Source organism: Octadecabacter dasysiphoniae (genome assembly GCF_021532615.1).
GTDB classification, from domain to species: Bacteria; Pseudomonadota; Alphaproteobacteria; order Rhodobacterales; family Rhodobacteraceae; genus Octadecabacter; species Octadecabacter dasysiphoniae.
In genome coordinates this window covers 197,539-213,716 of record NZ_JAKGAQ010000001.1, presented here as the reverse complement: position 1 = coordinate 213,716, position 16,178 = coordinate 197,539, and the positions used below count along the sequence as shown (strand labels likewise).

Sequence of the window (16,178 nt, the reverse complement as noted above, 5' to 3'; positions counted from 1 at the left end):
CACCCCTATTCGCCGCCCCGATTAAGCCCCAAGTTCATCTCATCGAAACGCAGCAACCCGCTGCACCAGACACCGCTCCGAACGACGGAGCACACCACACCGCCCCGTATAAGGGGCATTAACCAACGCTCCGAAACGGGGCAGAAAAGGAAAATACCATGTTTAAGACACTCACAATCGCCGCTGCTGCAATCGCTGCTTCCGCAACTTTCGCATCTGCTGACAGCTACATTTCCAACTTCGTCCTGGAGCAGGACAACCCACAGCAGGTCGAGCTGGGCACCGTGCGTGCTGATGGCAACGGCGTGGTCGAAGTCTACACCTTCCACAAAGGCGAAATCGGCGCATTGATCGGTTCCGAAGCTGTGATGGCCGGCGCAAACACTGACGTCGACGTCGACATCAACCGCGTAGACACCGACGCCATCGCAATCCTGAAAGTCAACGGCGAGATCGTGGACACACAGGAACTCGAGTTCAACTAAGACACTACCAAACCCTCCCTCCCCATGAGCGGGCCGCCCCAAAAGGGTGGCCCGTTTGTGTGCGTGCAGTTTAGAATCGTTCCAAACCTTGACTTTGGGTGCGTCGACCCGCATATATCAATCCTGACAAAAAAGGTTTCTCCGATGTTCATCCAGACCGAATCCACCCCGAACCCAGCGACGTTGAAATTCCTGCCCGGCCAAAATGTGCTTGAGGTTGGGACGGCTGATTTTCCAAGTGCCGAAGCCGCGGGAAAAAGCCCGCTGGCGGGCCGTATTTTTGCTGTCGACGGTGTTGCGGCGGTGTTCTTTGGCATCGACTTTGTGACCGTCACCAAAACGGATGCGGTGGAATGGGATCACATCAAACCTGCGATCCTTGGCGCGATCATGGAACATTACCAATCCGGCGCGCCCGTTATCGAAGGCGAACAGGCCGCATCGGGCCATGCGGAACACACTGGCGAAGATGGTGAAATCGTCAATCAAATCAAAGAATTACTGGATACACGTGTGCGCCCTGCGGTGGCACAAGACGGTGGTGACATCACGTTCCACGGTTTTGATCGCGGCGTTGTTTATCTGCACATGCAAGGCGCCTGCGCTGGCTGCCCGTCTTCGACGCTGACGTTGAAAATGGGCATCGAAAACCTGCTGCGCCACTACATCCCCGAAGTGGTCGAAGTTCGGCCAGTCGCAGCGTAGCGATGGTTGGCAGGCGGTGTTACTGTGGCGAATGTCATGTTTCGACGCGTTCACCTGCCCTGACGGTGGCGTATTGCCACTGCGCTGATTGTCGACGCTGGACGGGGGCCGCAGTGCCCGCCTTCGCGGCCTTTGCATCGCTGGACGTGACCGGACACACCAACACCAAACGACACCCCAGCGGCGTTGAACGGGTGAATTGCAAAAAATGTGGATCGCCGTTGTCGGCTGTGTTTCCTTATTTACCAGACCAGATTTATGTGCCGATTGGCATATTGGATGACATAGACGCCCACGCGCCGCAGCTTCATTGCCACGCGGCGTCACAGCCGTCTTGGTTGCATCTGCCGGACGGGTTGGCACGCGAAGACGCATCAGCCCGCACGCGATTGGCCGAGGCTGGCGATGACTGATCAGACACTTCTTGCCTTTGACACATCAGGCCCGTTTTGCGCCTCGGCGCTGCTGCGTGATGGCCAGATTACGACCCGCGTTGAAGACATGGCACGCGGGCAAGGCGAACGCCTTATGGTGCTGCTGGAAGACCTGTTGCGCGAACAAAACACCACATGGGCCGATCTTGATGTGATCGGCGTTGGTGTTGGGCCGGGGAATTTCACCGGGATCAGGATCAGCGTCAGTGCGGCGCGTGGTCTGGCCCTTGGCCTTGGGATCAAAGCGGTGGGCGTGTCGCTGTTTGACACCACCCAGCAGCTGGCGAATTGGGCGCAAACGAAGGTGCCCGCGCCCCGCGACCAGTTTTATATGTATGATCCTGACAAAATGGCGGCCCCGATTTTGGCGCAGGACGGGACAGGCCCGTTTGCGAATGCTGCGGATCATTCTGTTGCGGATCATGTCGCGGCCATTGCCCGGATCGCAGCGCAACGTGCAGGGGCAGATACACCGCGCCCTGCCCCGATGTACGTCAAACCGCCTGACGCCGCGCCGCCGCGCGAACAACCGCCCGTGATATTGCCATGAGTGACGTGTCGCCACACGCGCTTGCCGGGACGCATAAGGCGGCGTTCGGACCGCAAGCAGGATGGGGCGCGGGCGATTTTGCTGAATACCTTACTGATCCAAAGACATTGGTGATCGGGACCGAAAAGTGTTTCGTTCTGGTGCGTCTTGCCGGACCAGAGGCGGAAATTCTAACGCTGGCCACGCATCCCGACATTCAACGGCAAGGGCGCGCGACGGCGGTGTTGCGCGATGCGCTGCGCCACCTGAAGGCCGTGAATGTCGAAGAAGTCTTTTTAGACGTGTCCGACCAAAACACCGCCGCGCGCGCCCTTTATGCGCGCTGCGGGTTCACCGGCTTTGCGCTGCGCAACAACTATTACAAGAACGGTACGACCGCGATCTGCATGAAAGCCGTGCTTTCCCCCGCGTCGCCTGCCTAATCACGCGGCATCGGCGCTGATCTGGCAAGAATCGGTTGATCTTCCGTGCCTGACATTGCCTAATTTACCCCATGATCGAAAAATCAGTCCGCTGTAACGGCAAGACTGGGATCGGGGACCGCAGGACATGCGGCCCTCCAACAAGATACTTGGGAGAGTTTTATGACGTTCACGAAAATCCTTGGCGCGACAACCGCGCTGGCACTGGTGGCTGGGTCCGCTTTTGCAGACGGCCATTCGGCCGGCCCTGCGATCATTTATGATCTTGGCGGTAAGTTCGACAAATCCTTCAACGAATCTGCGTTCAATGGCGCACAGCGTTGGGCCGAAGAAAATGGTTCTGAATTCGCTGAATTCGAAATCACAGCAGATGCACAGCGCGAACAGGCGATCCGTCGCTTTGCCGAAGACGGCAACAACCCAATTGTCATGGCCGGTTTTTCCTGGGCCACTGCTCTCGGTACGGCCGCTGTGGATTACCCTGACACGAAATTCGTGATCATCGACATGGTCGTTGATGCGCCAAACGTGCGTTCCGTTGTCTTCAACGAGCACGAGGGTTCGTTCCTCGTGGGCATGATGGCTGCTGAAGCATCCGAAACTGACGTCGTGTCCTTCGTGGGCGGCATGGATATTCCGCTGATCCGCCGTTTTGCCTGTGGCTACGCACAAGGTGCATTGGCCGCTAACCCTGACGCGACTGTCATTGCCAACATGACCGGCACAACACCATCCGCTTGGAATGACCCCGTAAAAGGGTCCGAGCTGACGTTGTCCCAGATTTCCCAGGGCTCTGACGTTGTGTTTGCAGCCGCGGGCGGCACCGGTATCGGTGTTCTTCAGACAGCAGCAGACGAAGGCATCTTGTCCATCGGTGTTGATGCGAACCAGAACTACCTGCACCCGGGTCAGGTTCTTACATCCATGATGAAGCGCGTTGATAACGCGGTTTATGAAAGCTTCGCTGCTGGCGATATGGTTGAACCAGGCTTCAACGTCATGGGCATCGGCAACGGTGGTGTTGGCTACGCGCTCGACGAATTCAACGCAGAACTGGTGTCCGCTGAAATGCAGGAAATGGTCGATGCGGCTGCTGCATCCATCACAGCCGGTGACCTGACGGTGCATGACTACATGTCCGACGAAACCTGCCCAGTGCTTGAATTCTAAGACGGGTTAACACACAGTGATTGGGCCGCACCGAGGGATCGGGGCGGCCCTTTTTAATAAACGGGGGCACGATATGAGCGACGCATTGACCACATTTTTCGAGGCTTGGAGCATCACAGATGCAACCGAGAGATCCGCGAAAATCGCCGCCGCCTGTTCCGCCGACATCACCTATTCCGATCCGCGCAGCGGGGGCCGTTTGGCCGGACACGATGCGGTGTCCGATTACGTCGCCATGTTCAGCGCCAACGCGCCGGGATGGACGGCCAGCGTCGTGTCATCAGATGAGGTCAACGGCTACGCCCGCAGCATCGTCGCGTTTGGCGGCATGGGGCCGGACGGATCGCTGATGGTGCAACACGGCACCTATTTCAGCGACGCGGCGGATGGCAAACTGACCATGATCGCAGGTTTCGTCGGCACGGGAGCCCCTGAATGAGCGACATTGCCCCCGCGATTGAACTGGTCGGAATTTCAAAGGCTTTCGGGCCAGTGCAAGCCAACAAAGACATTTCCATCCGCGTGATGCCCGGAACGATCCACGGAATTATCGGTGAAAACGGCGCCGGGAAATCCACGCTGATGTCGATCCTGTACGGGTTCTACAAGGCCGACGCGGGTGAGGTGTTTATCAGCGGGCAGAAGACGGAAATCCCCGACAGTCAGGCGGCGATTGCAGCCGGAATCGGGATGGTGTTCCAGCACTTCAAACTGGTGAAGAATTTTAGCGTGTTGGAGAACGTCGTTCTTGGCGCTGAGGATGGTGCACTGCTGCGCCCCAGCCTTGCCAAGGCACGTAAGCAGTTGAAATCACTGGCGACGGAATATGAGCTCAACGTTGATCCGGACGCCATTATCGAAGACATCGGCGTGGGGATGCAGCAGCGTGTTGAAATCCTCAAGGCGTTGTATCGTCAGGCCGATATCCTGATTTTGGATGAACCCACGGGCGTGTTGACCCCGGCAGAGGCCGATCAGCTGTTCCGCATTTTGGGGCGTTTGAAAGAAGAAGGTAAAACCATCATCCTGATCACCCACAAGCTGCGCGAGATTATGGATATCACCGACACGGTGTCCGTCATGCGGCGCGGTGAAATGATGGCAACGGTGAAGACATCCGACACCAACCCCGCCGATCTCGCGGAACGGATGGTGGGGCGTAAGGTATTGTTGCGGGTGGATAAAGTGCCAGCACAGCCCAAAGACGTCGTGCTGGATGTGCGCGATCTGAACATCACCGATGACAAGGGTGTGCACCGCCTTAAGGGTGTGTCGTTTCAGGTGCGGGCGGGTGAAATCCTTGGCATTGCGGGGGTGTCTGGCAACGGGCAATCCGAATTGCTTGAGGTGTTGGGCGGTTATGAAAAGGCCACCGGAGAAATTCTGTTGAACGGGGACCCGATTGATCTGACGGGCGCGTATTCTGACGGGCAGTCGCGGCGTGCGCGTGGCATCGCCCACGTTCCGGAAGACCGCCAGCACGAAGGCCTGATCATGGATTTTACCGCGTGGGAAAACACCGCGTTCGGCTACCACCACGATCCGAAATATCAGCGCAATGGTTTGTTGATGGACAACGCCGCCATTCTAAAAGACGCGCAGGAAAAAATGGGCCGCTTTGATGTGCGCCCGCCCAATCCACTGCTCGCGGCGAAGAATTTTTCAGGCGGCAACCAGCAGAAAATCGTTGTGGCGCGCGAGATTGAACGCGACCCTGATTTACTGCTCGTGGGGCAGCCCACACGCGGCGTCGACATCGGCGCGATTGAATTTATCCACCAACAGATCGTGGCCCTGCGTGACCAAGGCAAAGCGATTCTGCTGGTGTCGGTCGAGCTTGAGGAAATCATGGGGCTGTCTGACCGGATCGCCGTGATGTTTGATGGCCAGATCATGGGCGAACGCCTGCCAGATCAAACCAATGAAAAAGAGCTGGGCCTGCTGATGGCTGGCATGAAAGACGGGGAGGCCGCGTAATGGACGCTATGCCAAAGTGGGCTGATGTTGTGCTGGTGCCGGTGGTGTCATTGCTGCTTGCGGCGATCATTTCCGCGATTGTGTTTGTGGCCGTGGGGCAAAACCCGTGGGACGCGCTAAAGCTGATGGCCTACGGCGCGGTCGGCACGTCTGATTTCCTTGGGTACACGTTGTTTTACGCGACGAATTTCATCTTTACGGGGCTGGCCGTGGCCGTCGCGTTTCATGCGTCTTTGTTCAATATCGGTGGTGAGGGTCAGGTGCTTTTGGGGGGCTTGGGGGCTGCGATTGTGTGCCTTTACGTGCCCCTGCCGCACTGGTCACTGGCACTGATTGCGGGGGCCACGGCAGCGGCGATATTCGGCGCGCTTTGGGTGGTGATCCCGGCCTATTTACAGGCGCGGCGCGGCAGTCACATCGTGATCACGACGATTATGTTTAACTTTATGGCCTCTGGCCTGTTAATCTTTTTCCTCAGCGGTCCGATGAAACCCATCGGGGAAATGCAAGTCGCGACAGCCGTGTTCCCCGCCGCCACGCACCTGCCATCCCTGCATGATGTCGCGCAAATGTTCGGATCTGAGATGTTCGGGCGCTCTCCCGTCAATATCTCAATCTTTTTGGCGCTGATTGCTTGTGTCGGGGTCTGGGCGCTGATCTGGCACACGCGGCTTGGCTATGAAATCCGCTCTTTCGGTAAATCTGAATCAGCTGCGAAATATGCGGGTATTTCGGCGGTGAATATTACGATGGTGGCTTTGCTGATTTCGGGCGGATTGGCCGGATTGATGGCGGTGAACAACACGATGGGGATCAATTCCCCGCAGCTGGTGGATAATGCTGCGGGTGGTGCGGGCTTTATCGGGATCGCCGTGGCCTTGATGGGGCGCAATCATCCTGTTGGCATTGTTATTGCAGCGCTTTTGTTCGGTGCGCTGTATCAGGGCGGGGCGGAATTGTCGGCGGCGACGTCAATCCCCGTGCAGATCGTTGTGGTGATCCAAGCCTTGGTGATCATGTTCACGGGTGCTTTGGATGAAATGGTGCGCGCACCCATCGAAAAGCTGTTCTTGCGCAGCCAACGGGCGGGGGAATAACCATGGATTTCTTCACATTTGTCCAGCTTGGTGATGCATCCGTCCGCATGGCGATCCCGCTGTTGCTGGCCTGTTTGGCGGGATTGTTTTCCGAACGCGCCGGCATTTTTGACATCGGCCTTGAGGGCAAAATGCTGGCCGCCGCGTTCTTGTCTGCCGCCGTGTCGTTCGCATCCGGAAACGTCTGGCTCGGCCTTTTGGCGGGCATCGGGATTTCGGTTCTGCTGTCTGTGATCCACGGATTGGCGTCGATCACGTTCAAGGGCAATCAGCTGATTTCGGGCGTCGCCATTAACTTTTTCGCGGCCGGGTTAACGGTTGTGATCGCCCAAGGCTGGTTTGCCCAAGGCGGGCGGACGCCGTCCCTGCCCAATGATGCGCGGTTTAACGGGTTGGATTTTCCGGGCGCGCTGACGCGGTTTCGCGACAAAATGCAGGCCTCACCGGGGATGCAATTTTATTCCGAATTCGTGTCGGGTCATTCGATCCTTGTGTACCTTGGTCTTTTGACAGTCCCGCTGAGCTGGTGGATTTTGTATCGCACACGGTTCGGCCTGCGTTTGCGCGCGGTTGGTGAAGCACCCGAGGCCGTGGACACAGCAGGAATTTCTGTTGTTCGGCTTCGATTTGCAGCGGTCGCGATTTGCGGGATTTTGTGCGGTATTGCAGGCGCTTATCTGTCCACCGCTGTGCAGGCCGGTTTCACAAAAGACATGACCGCGAACCGTGGGTTCATCGCGCTGGCTGCGTTGATTTTTGCGAAATGGCGGCCTTGGCATGCGCTTGGCGCGTGTTTGCTGTTCAGCCTGTTCTTTGCCATCGACATCCAATTTCCGCGTCTGGAATTGCGGGTCGTCTGGATCATGGTTCTGCTGATTGGCAGCGGCGTTGCAATGACGGCCTATGCCCTGCGCAAAGACAAAATCGATGTCATTGTTCTGGGTGGTTTGTCATTGGTGTTGGCGCTGGTTGCGCTGCTCGCGTGGCGGGGCGAAATGAGCGACGAGATCGGGGCGATTGCCGCATTGTTTGAAACCGTGCGCGTGCCCAGCCAATTGATCCAATCCCTGCCCTATCTGTTCGTGGTCATCGTGTTGGCGGGATTTGTCGGCAAGGCCATTCCACCGCGCGCGGGAGGACAGCCCTATGTCAAGGAACGCTGAGGAACTGGCGGATAAAATCCGCCAGATTGCCGGGGATGAACCGGTATCGATTGGTCTGATCCTTGGGTCAGGTCTGGGGCATTTGGCGGGCGCGGTTGAAGGCATTGCCATTCCTTACGATGAACTTGAGGGCTTTCCCCATGCGGGCGTGTCCGGCCACAATCCCAATCTGGTGATTGGCGACCTTGAAGGCGTGCGCGTTGCCGTGTTTGGGGGCCGTGCGCATTATTATGAAAGCGGGCGGGGCGATGCGATGCGTCTGCCGCTTGAGGTGCTAAAGGCGCTGGGTGGTACGACGATGATCGCCACAAACGCGGCCGGATCCATGGTGCCGGATATGCCGACGGGCGCGATCATGTGCCTGTCGGATCATATCAATTTCAGCGGGTTGAACCCCTTGATCGGTGAACAGTCCGACGCGCGGTTCGTGCCGATGAAGGATTGCTACGACCCCGCGTTGCGCGAAATCCTGACCCGCGCCGCAATGGACACCAAGGTCGAAATGCACAGCGGCATTTATGCGTGGTATTCTGGCCCGTCGTTCGAAACCGTGGCTGAAATTAACGCGATCAAAACACTTGGCGCGGATGCTGTTGGCATGTCCACAGTGCCCGAGGTCATCCTTGGCCGCTTTCTTGGCCTGCGCTGCGCGGCGATTTCGACGATCACAAATATGGCCGCCGGAATGTCCGACGAATCCATCAGCCATGAACACACAAAAGCGATGGCACCTTTGGGCGCTGCGAAATTGGAAAAAGTCCTGCGGGCGGCACTGCCCAAGATAAAAATCATGTAATCTCACCCAGTGAGACGTCTGGTCTTACCAACGCGGTGAATTTGGCCGTTGAAATGGGGGCGGTTGCGGGCGTAAGGAGTTGTCATGCAAATCTACCTCCCTATCGCCGAAGTGTCTGTTAACGCGTTTTTGCTGCTTGGATTGGGCGGAATCGTCGGGATTCTGTCGGGCATGTTCGGCGTTGGCGGTGGCTTTTTGATGACACCGCTGTTGTTTTTCATCGGCATCCCACCCGCCGTGGCCGTTGCGACAGAAGCCGTGCAGATTGTTGCGTCCTCTTTTTCAGGGGTCTTGGCGCATTTAAGGCGAAAATCCGTAGATCTGAGGATGGGAACAGTGCTGCTGATTGGCGGCCTGATTGGTGCCGCCTTGGGTGTGGTGCTGTTCAACTATCTTAAATCGCTGGGTCAGGTCGATTTGCTGGTAAAGCTTTGCTATGTCGTGTTCCTCGGGATTATCGGCGGGCTGATGTTTATTGAAAGCTGGCGTGCAATCCGCCGTTCAAAAACACCCGGTGCCCCGCCTGTTCGCCGCAAGCATGGGTTGGTTCACGCGCTTCCGCTTAAGATGAAATTCCGTGTGTCCGGCCTTTATATTTCCGTGATCCCGCCGGTGATCGTTGGCCTGTGTGTGGGCGTGTTGGCCGCGATCATGGGTGTTGGTGGCGGCTTTATCATGGTCCCTGCGATGATTTATCTGCTGGGGATGCCCACGAAAGTCGTGATCGGCACATCCCTGTTCCAGATTATTTTCGTCACCGCATTCACCACGATGCTGCACGCAACGACCAACTTTACGGTTGATATCGTGCTGGCCGTTTTGCTGCTGGTTGGCGGTGTGATCGGCGCGCAGATCGGAACCCGCATCGGCGTTAAGATGAAAGCAGAACAACTGCGCATCCTTCTGGCCATTATGGTTCTTGTGGTCTGCGGTAAGCTGGCGCTTGATCTGCTTTTGGTTCCCACCGAACTCTATTCACTTGGCACGGAGGGGGGGCACTGATGTTACGTTTGCTTTCACTCCTCGTGCTGCTGGCCCTGCCCGCTCACTCAGAAGAAATCGTGATCGGTCTCAGCCGTGACGAAGTGGCCATCACGGCAAACTTCGACGGTTCTGACGTGATGATTTTCGGCGCGGTCAAACGCGAGGCCCCGGCGCCCGACAATGGTGATCTTGAAGTGATTATCACGCTCGCCGGACCGTCTGAATCCGTACTGGTGCGCCGCAAAGAACGCCGCTTGGGCATCTGGGTGAACACGGACGCGGTTGAGGTGGACGCAGCGCCATCCTTTTACGCGGTCGCCACATCCGCCCCGTTTCGCGAAACACTAAGCGAGGTCGAAGACCTGCGTTACGGGATTTCAATCCCGCGCGTGATCCGGTCTGTGGGCGCCCCTGCGGACGTCGCAAATTCAGAAACCTTCACCGAAGCGTTGATCCGCATTCGCGCCGCTGCCGGATTGTACCAAATCCTCGACAATGGCATCGACATCGAGGAAGAGACCCTGTTTCGCGGCCAAATCGCATTGCCCGCCGCCCTGACAGAAGGCGACTACGTGGCGCGGATTTTCATCACCCGAAACGGGATGGTCGTTGACGAATACGAAACCTCGATCGCCGTGTACAAAGCGGGTCTTGAACGGTGGCTTTATGAAATGTCGCGCAATCAGCCGTTCTGGTATGGCATCATGTCACTGGCCATCGCGATCAGCGCGGGTTGGCTGGCATCCGCCGCATTCCGCATGTTCCAACGCTAAGGTCGCGCGATCAGCCGCGCCCGATATGGGGCATTTTGCTCGCCATAATCATCATCGATTGGACGTTCGCTTCGGCTGGTAAATCGGCCATGTGATAGACGGCGCGCGCCACATCCTGCACCGCCATGCTGGGCAACGGATCAAGCCCGTTTGCCGCGCGCGTGGCCTCAAGATCCTTGACCAGATCGGTGCGCGCGTTTCCGATATCAATCTGACCGCAGGCAATGTTAAACGCCCGCCCGTCCACCGTCAGGGTTTTGGTCAGCCCCGACACACCGTGTTTCGTAGCGGTATAACAGGTCGATCCTTCGCGCGGGGTATGCGCCGAAATAGACCCGTTGTTGATGATCCGCCCGCCTTGCGGAGTTTGGTGACGCATCTGTTTGAACGCCGCGCGAGCGCACAAAAACATGCCCGTCAGGTTCACATCAACAACACGCTGCCAATCGTCCAGCGATATTTCATCAATCGTCGTTTGCACGCCGAACATGCCCGCGTTGTTGAACAAAACATCAAGGGGACCGAACGCATCAAACGCTGCCTGCACTTGGTTTTCGTCCGTAACATCGCAGGGAAAGGCGACCGCATTGTCATGGCGCATTTCGTTCAAGGCATCAGCGCGCCGCGCGATCAGGCCAACGCGCCATCCATTGTCGAGGAAATGCTGGGCGGTCATTTTGCCGATGCCACTGCTTGCGCCTGTGATGATGATCGATCTCATGTCTCTTCTCCGTCGGTTTGAACCGCAAGCGTCAAGGGCGCGGGCGCGACGGCCAGATCATCCGTGCGCAACGTCCCGGACGGGCGCGCCAGACGGTTGCGCACGACCCAGCACAGCCGGTTTTCCGCCCGCGTGATCGCGACATAGGCCAGACGTTTCCACAACGGTTGGCCCGCTTCAACGCGCCCCATCCGCGATGCCGCGTAGATGTCGGGCGCGAACACCTGCACCGTGTCCCATTGGCTGCCTTGCGCCTTATGGATTGTCACCGCCGCGCCGTGCAGGAACGTCGCCCCCATTTTGGCCGCGAACGGAATGAAGGGTTCTTCGTCGCCCTCAAGTTCGATTTTCACGATGCTTGCGGCGCTTAGCTGCGGGTCTTCCGCGCCCATCATGTGTAGGCGCGAAAATCCGGGTTTGCGACCGGGCCCAAGGTAGATGACCTGCGCGCCTTTGATCAGGCCCCGCGCTTCAAGGTCGAGCCGTTTTTTGCGGTGCTTCACAGGCAGTTCAATGCCGTCGCAAATCAAAGGCTCCCCCGCCAAAAGTTCATCGTCGGGGGCACCGAATGCGTTGCGAAAGGCGTGGATCAGTTTGATCCGTGTTGCGTTGCGCCAGACCAGACAGGGCGAACGCGCCATAAGATCGGATTCAACGCGCTGCGCCATCACAACGCGGTCATCTTTGGCGGCGGCTTCGGCGACCAGTTTTTCAAAGGCATAAAAATCGACCTGCGGATCAGCGAGAGCATGGGCCAGATCAAGGATCGGGTTGTCCGCCGTTTGGCGGTGCACACGCGACAGGATCAATTGATGCTGCTCGGGCAGTTGATCGAACACCATTTTGCCGCCCTCGGCCTTAACGGGGGGCAGCTGTGCGGGATCACCGAACAACACCAGCGTCGGAAAAATGTCCTTCAGGTCTTCGAATTGTTTGGCGTCCAGCATCGAGGATTCATCAACGAAACCGATATCCAACGGGTCTTCGCGGCGTTTCCATCCGGTGATGAAATCAGACCCCTTTAGCCCCGCCGCGGCCAAGGCAGCGGGAACCGAGGTATTGATCTGATAGGACGCAAAAGCACGGTCCAGCGCGACGTCGGTGACGCCCTCCAGTTCCAGAACATCAGGGTCGGGGCGATCACCGTTTCCGGCCAGCCATTCGGCGATCTTTTCATATTCGGGATCATACATCGGGGTGTATAAAATCCGGTGGATCGTTGTCGCAGGCACACCGCGATTGCGCAAAACACTAGCCGCTTTGTTGGTCGGCGCGAGGATGGCCAGCGTGCGGCGGTCACGGCGTTTCTTGCCCTCATAATCGCCCGACACGATGTCAACGCCAGCCTCTTTCAGCGACTTGAACAGCTCTGCCAACAGCAGGGTCTTACCGCTGCCCGCTTTGCCCAAAACCGCCAGAACAGCCCCGTTCGGGTCGTCCTTGGGCGGCAGTGTTGACCCGCCCAGCAGATCAACACCGGCGTCCCCTAAAAGGTCGGACACAGCATCCCAGGCTTCGGCCTGATCGTCGGAAAGGGTAAGGGCAGTTGGGATCATGGCGCGACCCTACCTGCGGCGCGCCACAGGGGCCAGTGGTCACGCGGCGCGTTGGGCCAATTTCGACGGTTTTTCACCAAAGGAGCGTGCATACCAATGTTCTGACAATGCGGACGAAATGCCCGCCCGCGCCAAGACCTGCACGCGGTCGGTTTGGTCGTAATTCCACAGGCCAACACTGATTTGTTCACGCCCCGTGCCGCTGCTGCCCAAAACATCGGGGGACGCCCCGATATGGCGATAAATCCGCACCATTCGGGCATCAAACACACCCACAAACTGGGTCACGCCAAAGCCACGCATGACTTCGCCACCGCCAAGCATCAGGGCGGCGGCAATGGGGCCATCCGCACCCGGGGCCAGACAAAAACGGGTACATTCCCAAATGAACGGCGATTGAATGGCGTCCCCCTGAAGAAGGTCCGCAAAATAATCGTTCACCATGGTTGGTCCCGTGGTGGGCAAAAACCGCATGGACCCGCCGTGGCGGCCATCCGGGCGCTGCCAAATCACATAAAGGGGGTCGTGGGCGTCATATTCATCGCGTTCATACCCTTGGGCATCCACGGCGACATCCCAGCCAAGGCGGTCGCGAAATTGGGTGGCGCGATCTTTGAACATTGAATCCGCAAGGACGGGGTGATCATCTAGCTTCGAACCGTAGATATAACGTAACATGCAAGGCCTCCAACCGTGTGGAGAAAACCCTAATTTGCTGTGGTTAATGCGTGGTTCGGGGACCGTTCGGTGGGTGTTGCGTTACTCGGCCGCCTCTGATCGTCCGGGCCAGTCGCCGCGCGCATTTCGCGCAGCGCCCCCCATCACGATCAACCCTTCGGCAACGGCGCGCGCGACTGCGTGCATGGTATTGGATGCGCCCAATTTGTGGCGCGCGGATTCCACGTAGGCCCGCAACGTGTGTTCCGAAATCGATAGCGTCTGGGCCACCTGCCCGCGCGAATACCCCATGGCAAGATAGGTCAGCACATCGACTTCGCGACCTGATAGCGGTTTGACGGGCTCCGGCATACGCCTGATCTCAAGCTCAAGCGCCTTTTGGTTGAACTGATGGGCGCACAGCAAAAGATCACGGTGGTTCTTTTGTGTGAAATCGGCCCATGCGTCGTCTCTTGCAGTGTCAGACACAGAAAACAACGCGAACTGCCCGCGCGGGCCGCGGATCGGGATGGAGTAGCCCTGATTGCCAACGCCGGCCTGCACCGCCTCTGCGCGAAACGCGACGGCGGCTTTGCCGGACCAATCCAGCGCCTTCCAATCAACGGGGTGAAAGCGTTGAAAACAGCCAATTATAACTGGATCAATACGCAGGTAATCCTGGGTGACGTAGTGCTGGACCCATGCGGTTGAATAGGTGCCACAGCCGTATTGTTCACCGTCCGCAGACACCCAATGATAAACCATATGCGCGATACCGTAGTGGTCACGCAGGGCAACAATGCTGTCCTGAAGCGCGCTAAGTTCCGTGGCCTGATCGAGTGTCGCCAAAAGTTGGCGCAGGTTGGCTTGCATTTCCATTCGCCGCGCGCGGCGCCCCCTCAAACATCGAGGCTATTTCGGCCTGCGCAACCGTCGAAGTGACGTCCAGCTGGCTTGCCAACAAAGGCAATCCATTCTGGTCAGCAAATGCACGCAGGTCAGCGATAACGTCGATGATCCATTTCTGTCCCATGAAATACCTTCTGTGAGAGGAGTTAACGATTGGTTAATTCCGAGTATACAACCGGAAGGATTAACAATTCACCCCACTGAAAGTACCCCACCATAAATGGGGGGACGACAGGTGCACTGCCCATTGGTTTCAAACAAAACCGCCGCCACACGAAGACGTGCAGCGGCGCGAATTGTTCAGCGGTTTGGGCGTGTTAGGCCTTAGAATCAAGCACGTCTTCTAGCGTGCGCAAACCGACTTTTGGCGACTGGACAAGAACCGACATATTGCCCGGCTTATGTTCATTGCGCAGCATCTTGGTGTGGGCCGCTGGCAGGTCCGCCCATGGAAAGACTTCGGACATGCACGGATCAAGGCGGCGTTCGACCATCAGATTATTCGCCGCCGACGCCTGCTTGAGATGCGCGAAATGCGATCCCTGAAGGCGTTTCTGGTGCATCCACATGTAGCGCACGTCAAACGTACAGTTGAACCCGGTGGTGCCCGCACAAATCACGACCATGCCGCCCTTTTTGCAGACCAGGGTGGACACGGGGAACGTGCTTTCGCCGGGATGTTCGAACACCATGTCGACGTTGTTGCCCTTACCGGTAATGTCCCAGATCGCTTTGCCAAATTTACGTGCTTCTTTGAACCAATCGGCATATTCGGGCGTGTTTACTGTGGGAAGTTGACCCCAACAGTTGAAATCTTTGCGGTTGATGACACCTTTCGCGCCCAATCCCATGACGAAATCACGTTTGTCTTCGTCCGAGATCACGCCGATCGCGTTGGCCCCCGCCGTGTTGATCAGCTGCATCGCATAAGACCCCAAACCACCCGACGCGCCCCAAACCAGCACGTTTTGACCCGGTTTCAGATCATGGGGTTCGTGGCCGAACAACATCCGGTAAGCGGTGGCGAGAGTCAGGGTGTAACAGGCGCTTTCTTCCCACGTCAGATGCTGCGGGCGCGGCATAAGCTGCTGCGCCTGCACATTGGTGAATTGCGCAAAGCTGCCATCGGGCGTCTCGTAACCCCAAATGCGCTGGGACGTGGAAAACATCGGATCACCGCCGTTGCATTCTTCATCATCGCCGTCGTCTTGGTTGCAGTGGACAACAACCTCATCCCCGATCTTCCAACGCTTTACTTTGTCACCCACAGCCCAGACGATCCCGGACGCATCCGACCCCGCAATATGGTAGGGTGCACCGTGCCCATCGAAGGGGGAAATTGGCTGGCCCAAACCAGCCCAAACGCCATTATAGTTGACGCCAGCGGCCATCACGAGGACCAGCACTTCGTTGCTGTCCAGCGTCGGTGTGTCGACCACCTCAAGCTGGAACGCCTGATCAGGTTCGCCGTGACGTTCGCGGCGGATCGCCCAGGCATGCATCTGCGCTGGCACGTGGCCCAAGGGCGGCATTTCGCCCATCGCATACAGGTCTTTCTTTTCCGCTTCGTAGGTGAAGGGCTCAAAGGTATCCAGCGCCATATCCATCTCCATCAAGTCTAAAAATTTCGTGCCGCACCGCAGAATCGGAGCGTTCTGAGGACAGATTTAAAGATGGAAAAGTAATAATGCAACTCTACAGAGTAGATTTTTGTAACTTTATGTCCGCCGCAACGCAGCGCAAGTTTTTAACCCCTCAGACCACGCACGCCTACATGCC

18 protein-coding genes are annotated in these 16,178 nt (G+C 57.5%); 13 read left to right on the top strand and 5 right to left on the bottom strand.

Annotated features, from left to right (window positions below):
* The first annotated feature begins 158 nt into the window (after positions 1 to 158).
* The 13 genes from L0664_RS00980 (at position 159) to L0664_RS00920 (ending at position 10,556) form a co-directional block, all read left to right on the top strand.
* Positions 159 to 485, top strand: a complete 327-nt coding sequence (locus tag L0664_RS00980; RefSeq protein ID WP_235223756.1) for a hypothetical protein — start codon at positions 159 to 161, stop codon at positions 483 to 485.
* A gap of 144 nt (positions 486 to 629) precedes the next feature.
* The gene (locus L0664_RS00975; protein ID WP_235223755.1) at positions 630 to 1,190 is read left to right on the top strand and encodes a NifU family protein; all 561 of its coding nucleotides are present in this window, start codon (positions 630 to 632) and stop codon (positions 1,188 to 1,190) included.
* A 2-nt stretch (positions 1,191 to 1,192) separates the two neighbouring features.
* On the top strand, positions 1,193 to 1,603 hold the full coding sequence (locus L0664_RS00970) for a GFA family protein (RefSeq protein WP_268821535.1): 411 nt from the start codon (positions 1,193 to 1,195) through the stop codon (positions 1,601 to 1,603).
* Positions 1,596 to 2,174 (top strand): tRNA (adenosine(37)-N6)-threonylcarbamoyltransferase complex dimerization subunit type 1 TsaB, encoded by a 579-nt coding sequence (tsaB, locus tag L0664_RS00965; RefSeq protein WP_235223753.1) that lies wholly within the window; start codon positions 1,596 to 1,598, stop codon positions 2,172 to 2,174. Before L0664_RS00970 ends, tsaB begins: the two co-directional genes overlap by 8 nt.
* Positions 2,171 to 2,596, top strand: coding sequence for a GNAT family N-acetyltransferase (locus tag L0664_RS00960; RefSeq protein ID WP_235223752.1), 426 nt, complete (start codon positions 2,171 to 2,173; stop codon positions 2,594 to 2,596). The genes tsaB and L0664_RS00960 overlap by 4 nt, the downstream gene beginning before the upstream one ends.
* 162 nt (positions 2,597 to 2,758) lie before the next feature.
* Complete coding sequence (locus L0664_RS00955; protein ID WP_235223751.1) at positions 2,759 to 3,766, top strand: BMP family lipoprotein; 1,008 nt, start codon at positions 2,759 to 2,761, stop codon at positions 3,764 to 3,766.
* Between the two features lie 73 nt (positions 3,767 to 3,839).
* Complete coding sequence (locus L0664_RS00950; protein ID WP_235223750.1) at positions 3,840 to 4,205, top strand: nuclear transport factor 2 family protein; 366 nt, start codon at positions 3,840 to 3,842, stop codon at positions 4,203 to 4,205.
* On the top strand, positions 4,202 to 5,743 hold the full coding sequence (locus L0664_RS00945) for an ABC transporter ATP-binding protein (RefSeq protein WP_235223749.1): 1,542 nt from the start codon (positions 4,202 to 4,204) through the stop codon (positions 5,741 to 5,743). Before L0664_RS00950 ends, L0664_RS00945 begins: the two co-directional genes overlap by 4 nt.
* The gene (locus L0664_RS00940; RefSeq protein WP_235223748.1) at positions 5,743 to 6,840 is read left to right on the top strand and encodes an ABC transporter permease; all 1,098 of its coding nucleotides are present in this window, start codon (positions 5,743 to 5,745) and stop codon (positions 6,838 to 6,840) included. The genes L0664_RS00945 and L0664_RS00940 overlap by 1 nt, the downstream gene beginning before the upstream one ends.
* A gap of 2 nt (positions 6,841 to 6,842) precedes the next feature.
* Entirely contained in the window at positions 6,843 to 8,003 is a 1,161-nt protein-coding gene (locus L0664_RS00935) for an ABC transporter permease (protein WP_235223747.1), read from the top strand.
* Entirely contained in the window at positions 7,987 to 8,799 is an 813-nt protein-coding gene (locus L0664_RS00930; RefSeq protein WP_235223746.1) for a purine-nucleoside phosphorylase, read from the top strand. The genes L0664_RS00935 and L0664_RS00930 overlap by 17 nt, the downstream gene beginning before the upstream one ends.
* Before the next feature lie 84 nt (positions 8,800 to 8,883).
* Positions 8,884 to 9,801: a sulfite exporter TauE/SafE family protein gene (locus L0664_RS00925; RefSeq protein ID WP_235223745.1), complete on the top strand. Its 918-nt coding sequence runs from the start codon at positions 8,884 to 8,886 to the stop codon at positions 9,799 to 9,801.
* On the top strand, positions 9,801 to 10,556 hold the full coding sequence (locus tag L0664_RS00920) for a TIGR02186 family protein (protein WP_235223744.1): 756 nt from the start codon (positions 9,801 to 9,803) through the stop codon (positions 10,554 to 10,556). The genes L0664_RS00925 and L0664_RS00920 overlap by 1 nt, the downstream gene beginning before the upstream one ends.
* 10 nt (positions 10,557 to 10,566) lie before the next feature.
* Here the strand turns inward: L0664_RS00920 and L0664_RS00915 are convergent, their stop codons facing one another.
* The 5 genes from L0664_RS00915 to ccrA form a co-directional block, all read right to left on the bottom strand.
* Entirely contained in the window at positions 10,567 to 11,277 is a 711-nt protein-coding gene (locus L0664_RS00915) for an SDR family oxidoreductase (protein WP_235223743.1), read from the bottom strand.
* Positions 11,274 to 12,833: an ATP-dependent DNA helicase gene (locus tag L0664_RS00910; protein WP_235223742.1), complete on the bottom strand. Its 1,560-nt coding sequence runs from the start codon at positions 12,831 to 12,833 to the stop codon at positions 11,274 to 11,276. The genes L0664_RS00915 and L0664_RS00910 overlap by 4 nt, the downstream gene beginning before the upstream one ends.
* Positions 12,834 to 12,872: 39 nt before the next feature.
* A complete protein-coding gene (locus tag L0664_RS00905) occupies positions 12,873 to 13,511 on the bottom strand; it encodes an acyl-homoserine-lactone synthase (protein ID WP_235223741.1) in 639 nt (212 codons plus the stop codon).
* 81 nt (positions 13,512 to 13,592) lie between these two features.
* On the bottom strand, positions 13,593 to 14,369 hold the full coding sequence (locus L0664_RS00900) for a helix-turn-helix transcriptional regulator (protein ID WP_235223740.1): 777 nt from the start codon (positions 14,367 to 14,369) through the stop codon (positions 13,593 to 13,595).
* 347 nt (positions 14,370 to 14,716) lie between these two features.
* Positions 14,717 to 16,000: a crotonyl-CoA carboxylase/reductase gene (gene ccrA / locus L0664_RS00895; protein WP_235223739.1), complete on the bottom strand. Its 1,284-nt coding sequence runs from the start codon at positions 15,998 to 16,000 to the stop codon at positions 14,717 to 14,719.
* Positions 16,001 to 16,178 lie beyond the last annotated feature (178 nt).

What these genes read in the sequence shown, in the direction of transcription:
- L0664_RS00980 (WP_235223756.1), top strand. Translation starts at nt 159, where the DNA reads ATGTTTAAGACACTCACAATCGCCGCTGCTGCAATCGCTGCTTCCGCA.
- L0664_RS00975 (WP_235223755.1), top strand. Translation starts at nt 630, where the DNA reads ATGTTCATCCAGACCGAATCCACCCCGAACCCAGCGACGTTGAAATTC.
- L0664_RS00970 (WP_268821535.1), top strand. Translation starts at nt 1,193, where the DNA reads ATGGTTGGCAGGCGGTGTTACTGTGGCGAATGTCATGTTTCGACGCGT.
- tsaB (WP_235223753.1), top strand. Translation starts at nt 1,596, where the DNA reads ATGACTGATCAGACACTTCTTGCCTTTGACACATCAGGCCCGTTTTGC.
- L0664_RS00960 (WP_235223752.1), top strand. Translation starts at nt 2,171, where the DNA reads ATGAGTGACGTGTCGCCACACGCGCTTGCCGGGACGCATAAGGCGGCG.
- L0664_RS00955 (WP_235223751.1), top strand. Translation starts at nt 2,759, where the DNA reads ATGACGTTCACGAAAATCCTTGGCGCGACAACCGCGCTGGCACTGGTG.
- L0664_RS00950 (WP_235223750.1), top strand. Translation starts at nt 3,840, where the DNA reads ATGAGCGACGCATTGACCACATTTTTCGAGGCTTGGAGCATCACAGAT.
- L0664_RS00945 (WP_235223749.1), top strand. Translation starts at nt 4,202, where the DNA reads ATGAGCGACATTGCCCCCGCGATTGAACTGGTCGGAATTTCAAAGGCT.
- L0664_RS00940 (WP_235223748.1), top strand. Translation starts at nt 5,743, where the DNA reads ATGGACGCTATGCCAAAGTGGGCTGATGTTGTGCTGGTGCCGGTGGTG.
- L0664_RS00935 (WP_235223747.1), top strand. Translation starts at nt 6,843, where the DNA reads ATGGATTTCTTCACATTTGTCCAGCTTGGTGATGCATCCGTCCGCATG.
- L0664_RS00930 (WP_235223746.1), top strand. Translation starts at nt 7,987, where the DNA reads ATGTCAAGGAACGCTGAGGAACTGGCGGATAAAATCCGCCAGATTGCC.
- L0664_RS00925 (WP_235223745.1), top strand. Translation starts at nt 8,884, where the DNA reads ATGCAAATCTACCTCCCTATCGCCGAAGTGTCTGTTAACGCGTTTTTG.
- L0664_RS00920 (WP_235223744.1), top strand. Translation starts at nt 9,801, where the DNA reads ATGTTACGTTTGCTTTCACTCCTCGTGCTGCTGGCCCTGCCCGCTCAC.
- L0664_RS00915 (WP_235223743.1), bottom strand. Translation starts at nt 11,277, where the DNA reads ATGAGATCGATCATCATCACAGGCGCAAGCAGTGGCATCGGCAAAATG.
- L0664_RS00910 (WP_235223742.1), bottom strand. Translation starts at nt 12,833, where the DNA reads ATGATCCCAACTGCCCTTACCCTTTCCGACGATCAGGCCGAAGCCTGG.
- L0664_RS00905 (WP_235223741.1), bottom strand. Translation starts at nt 13,511, where the DNA reads ATGTTACGTTATATCTACGGTTCGAAGCTAGATGATCACCCCGTCCTT.
- L0664_RS00900 (WP_235223740.1), bottom strand. Translation starts at nt 14,369, where the DNA reads ATGGAAATGCAAGCCAACCTGCGCCAACTTTTGGCGACACTCGATCAG.
- ccrA (WP_235223739.1), bottom strand. Translation starts at nt 16,000, where the DNA reads ATGGCGCTGGATACCTTTGAGCCCTTCACCTACGAAGCGGAAAAGAAA.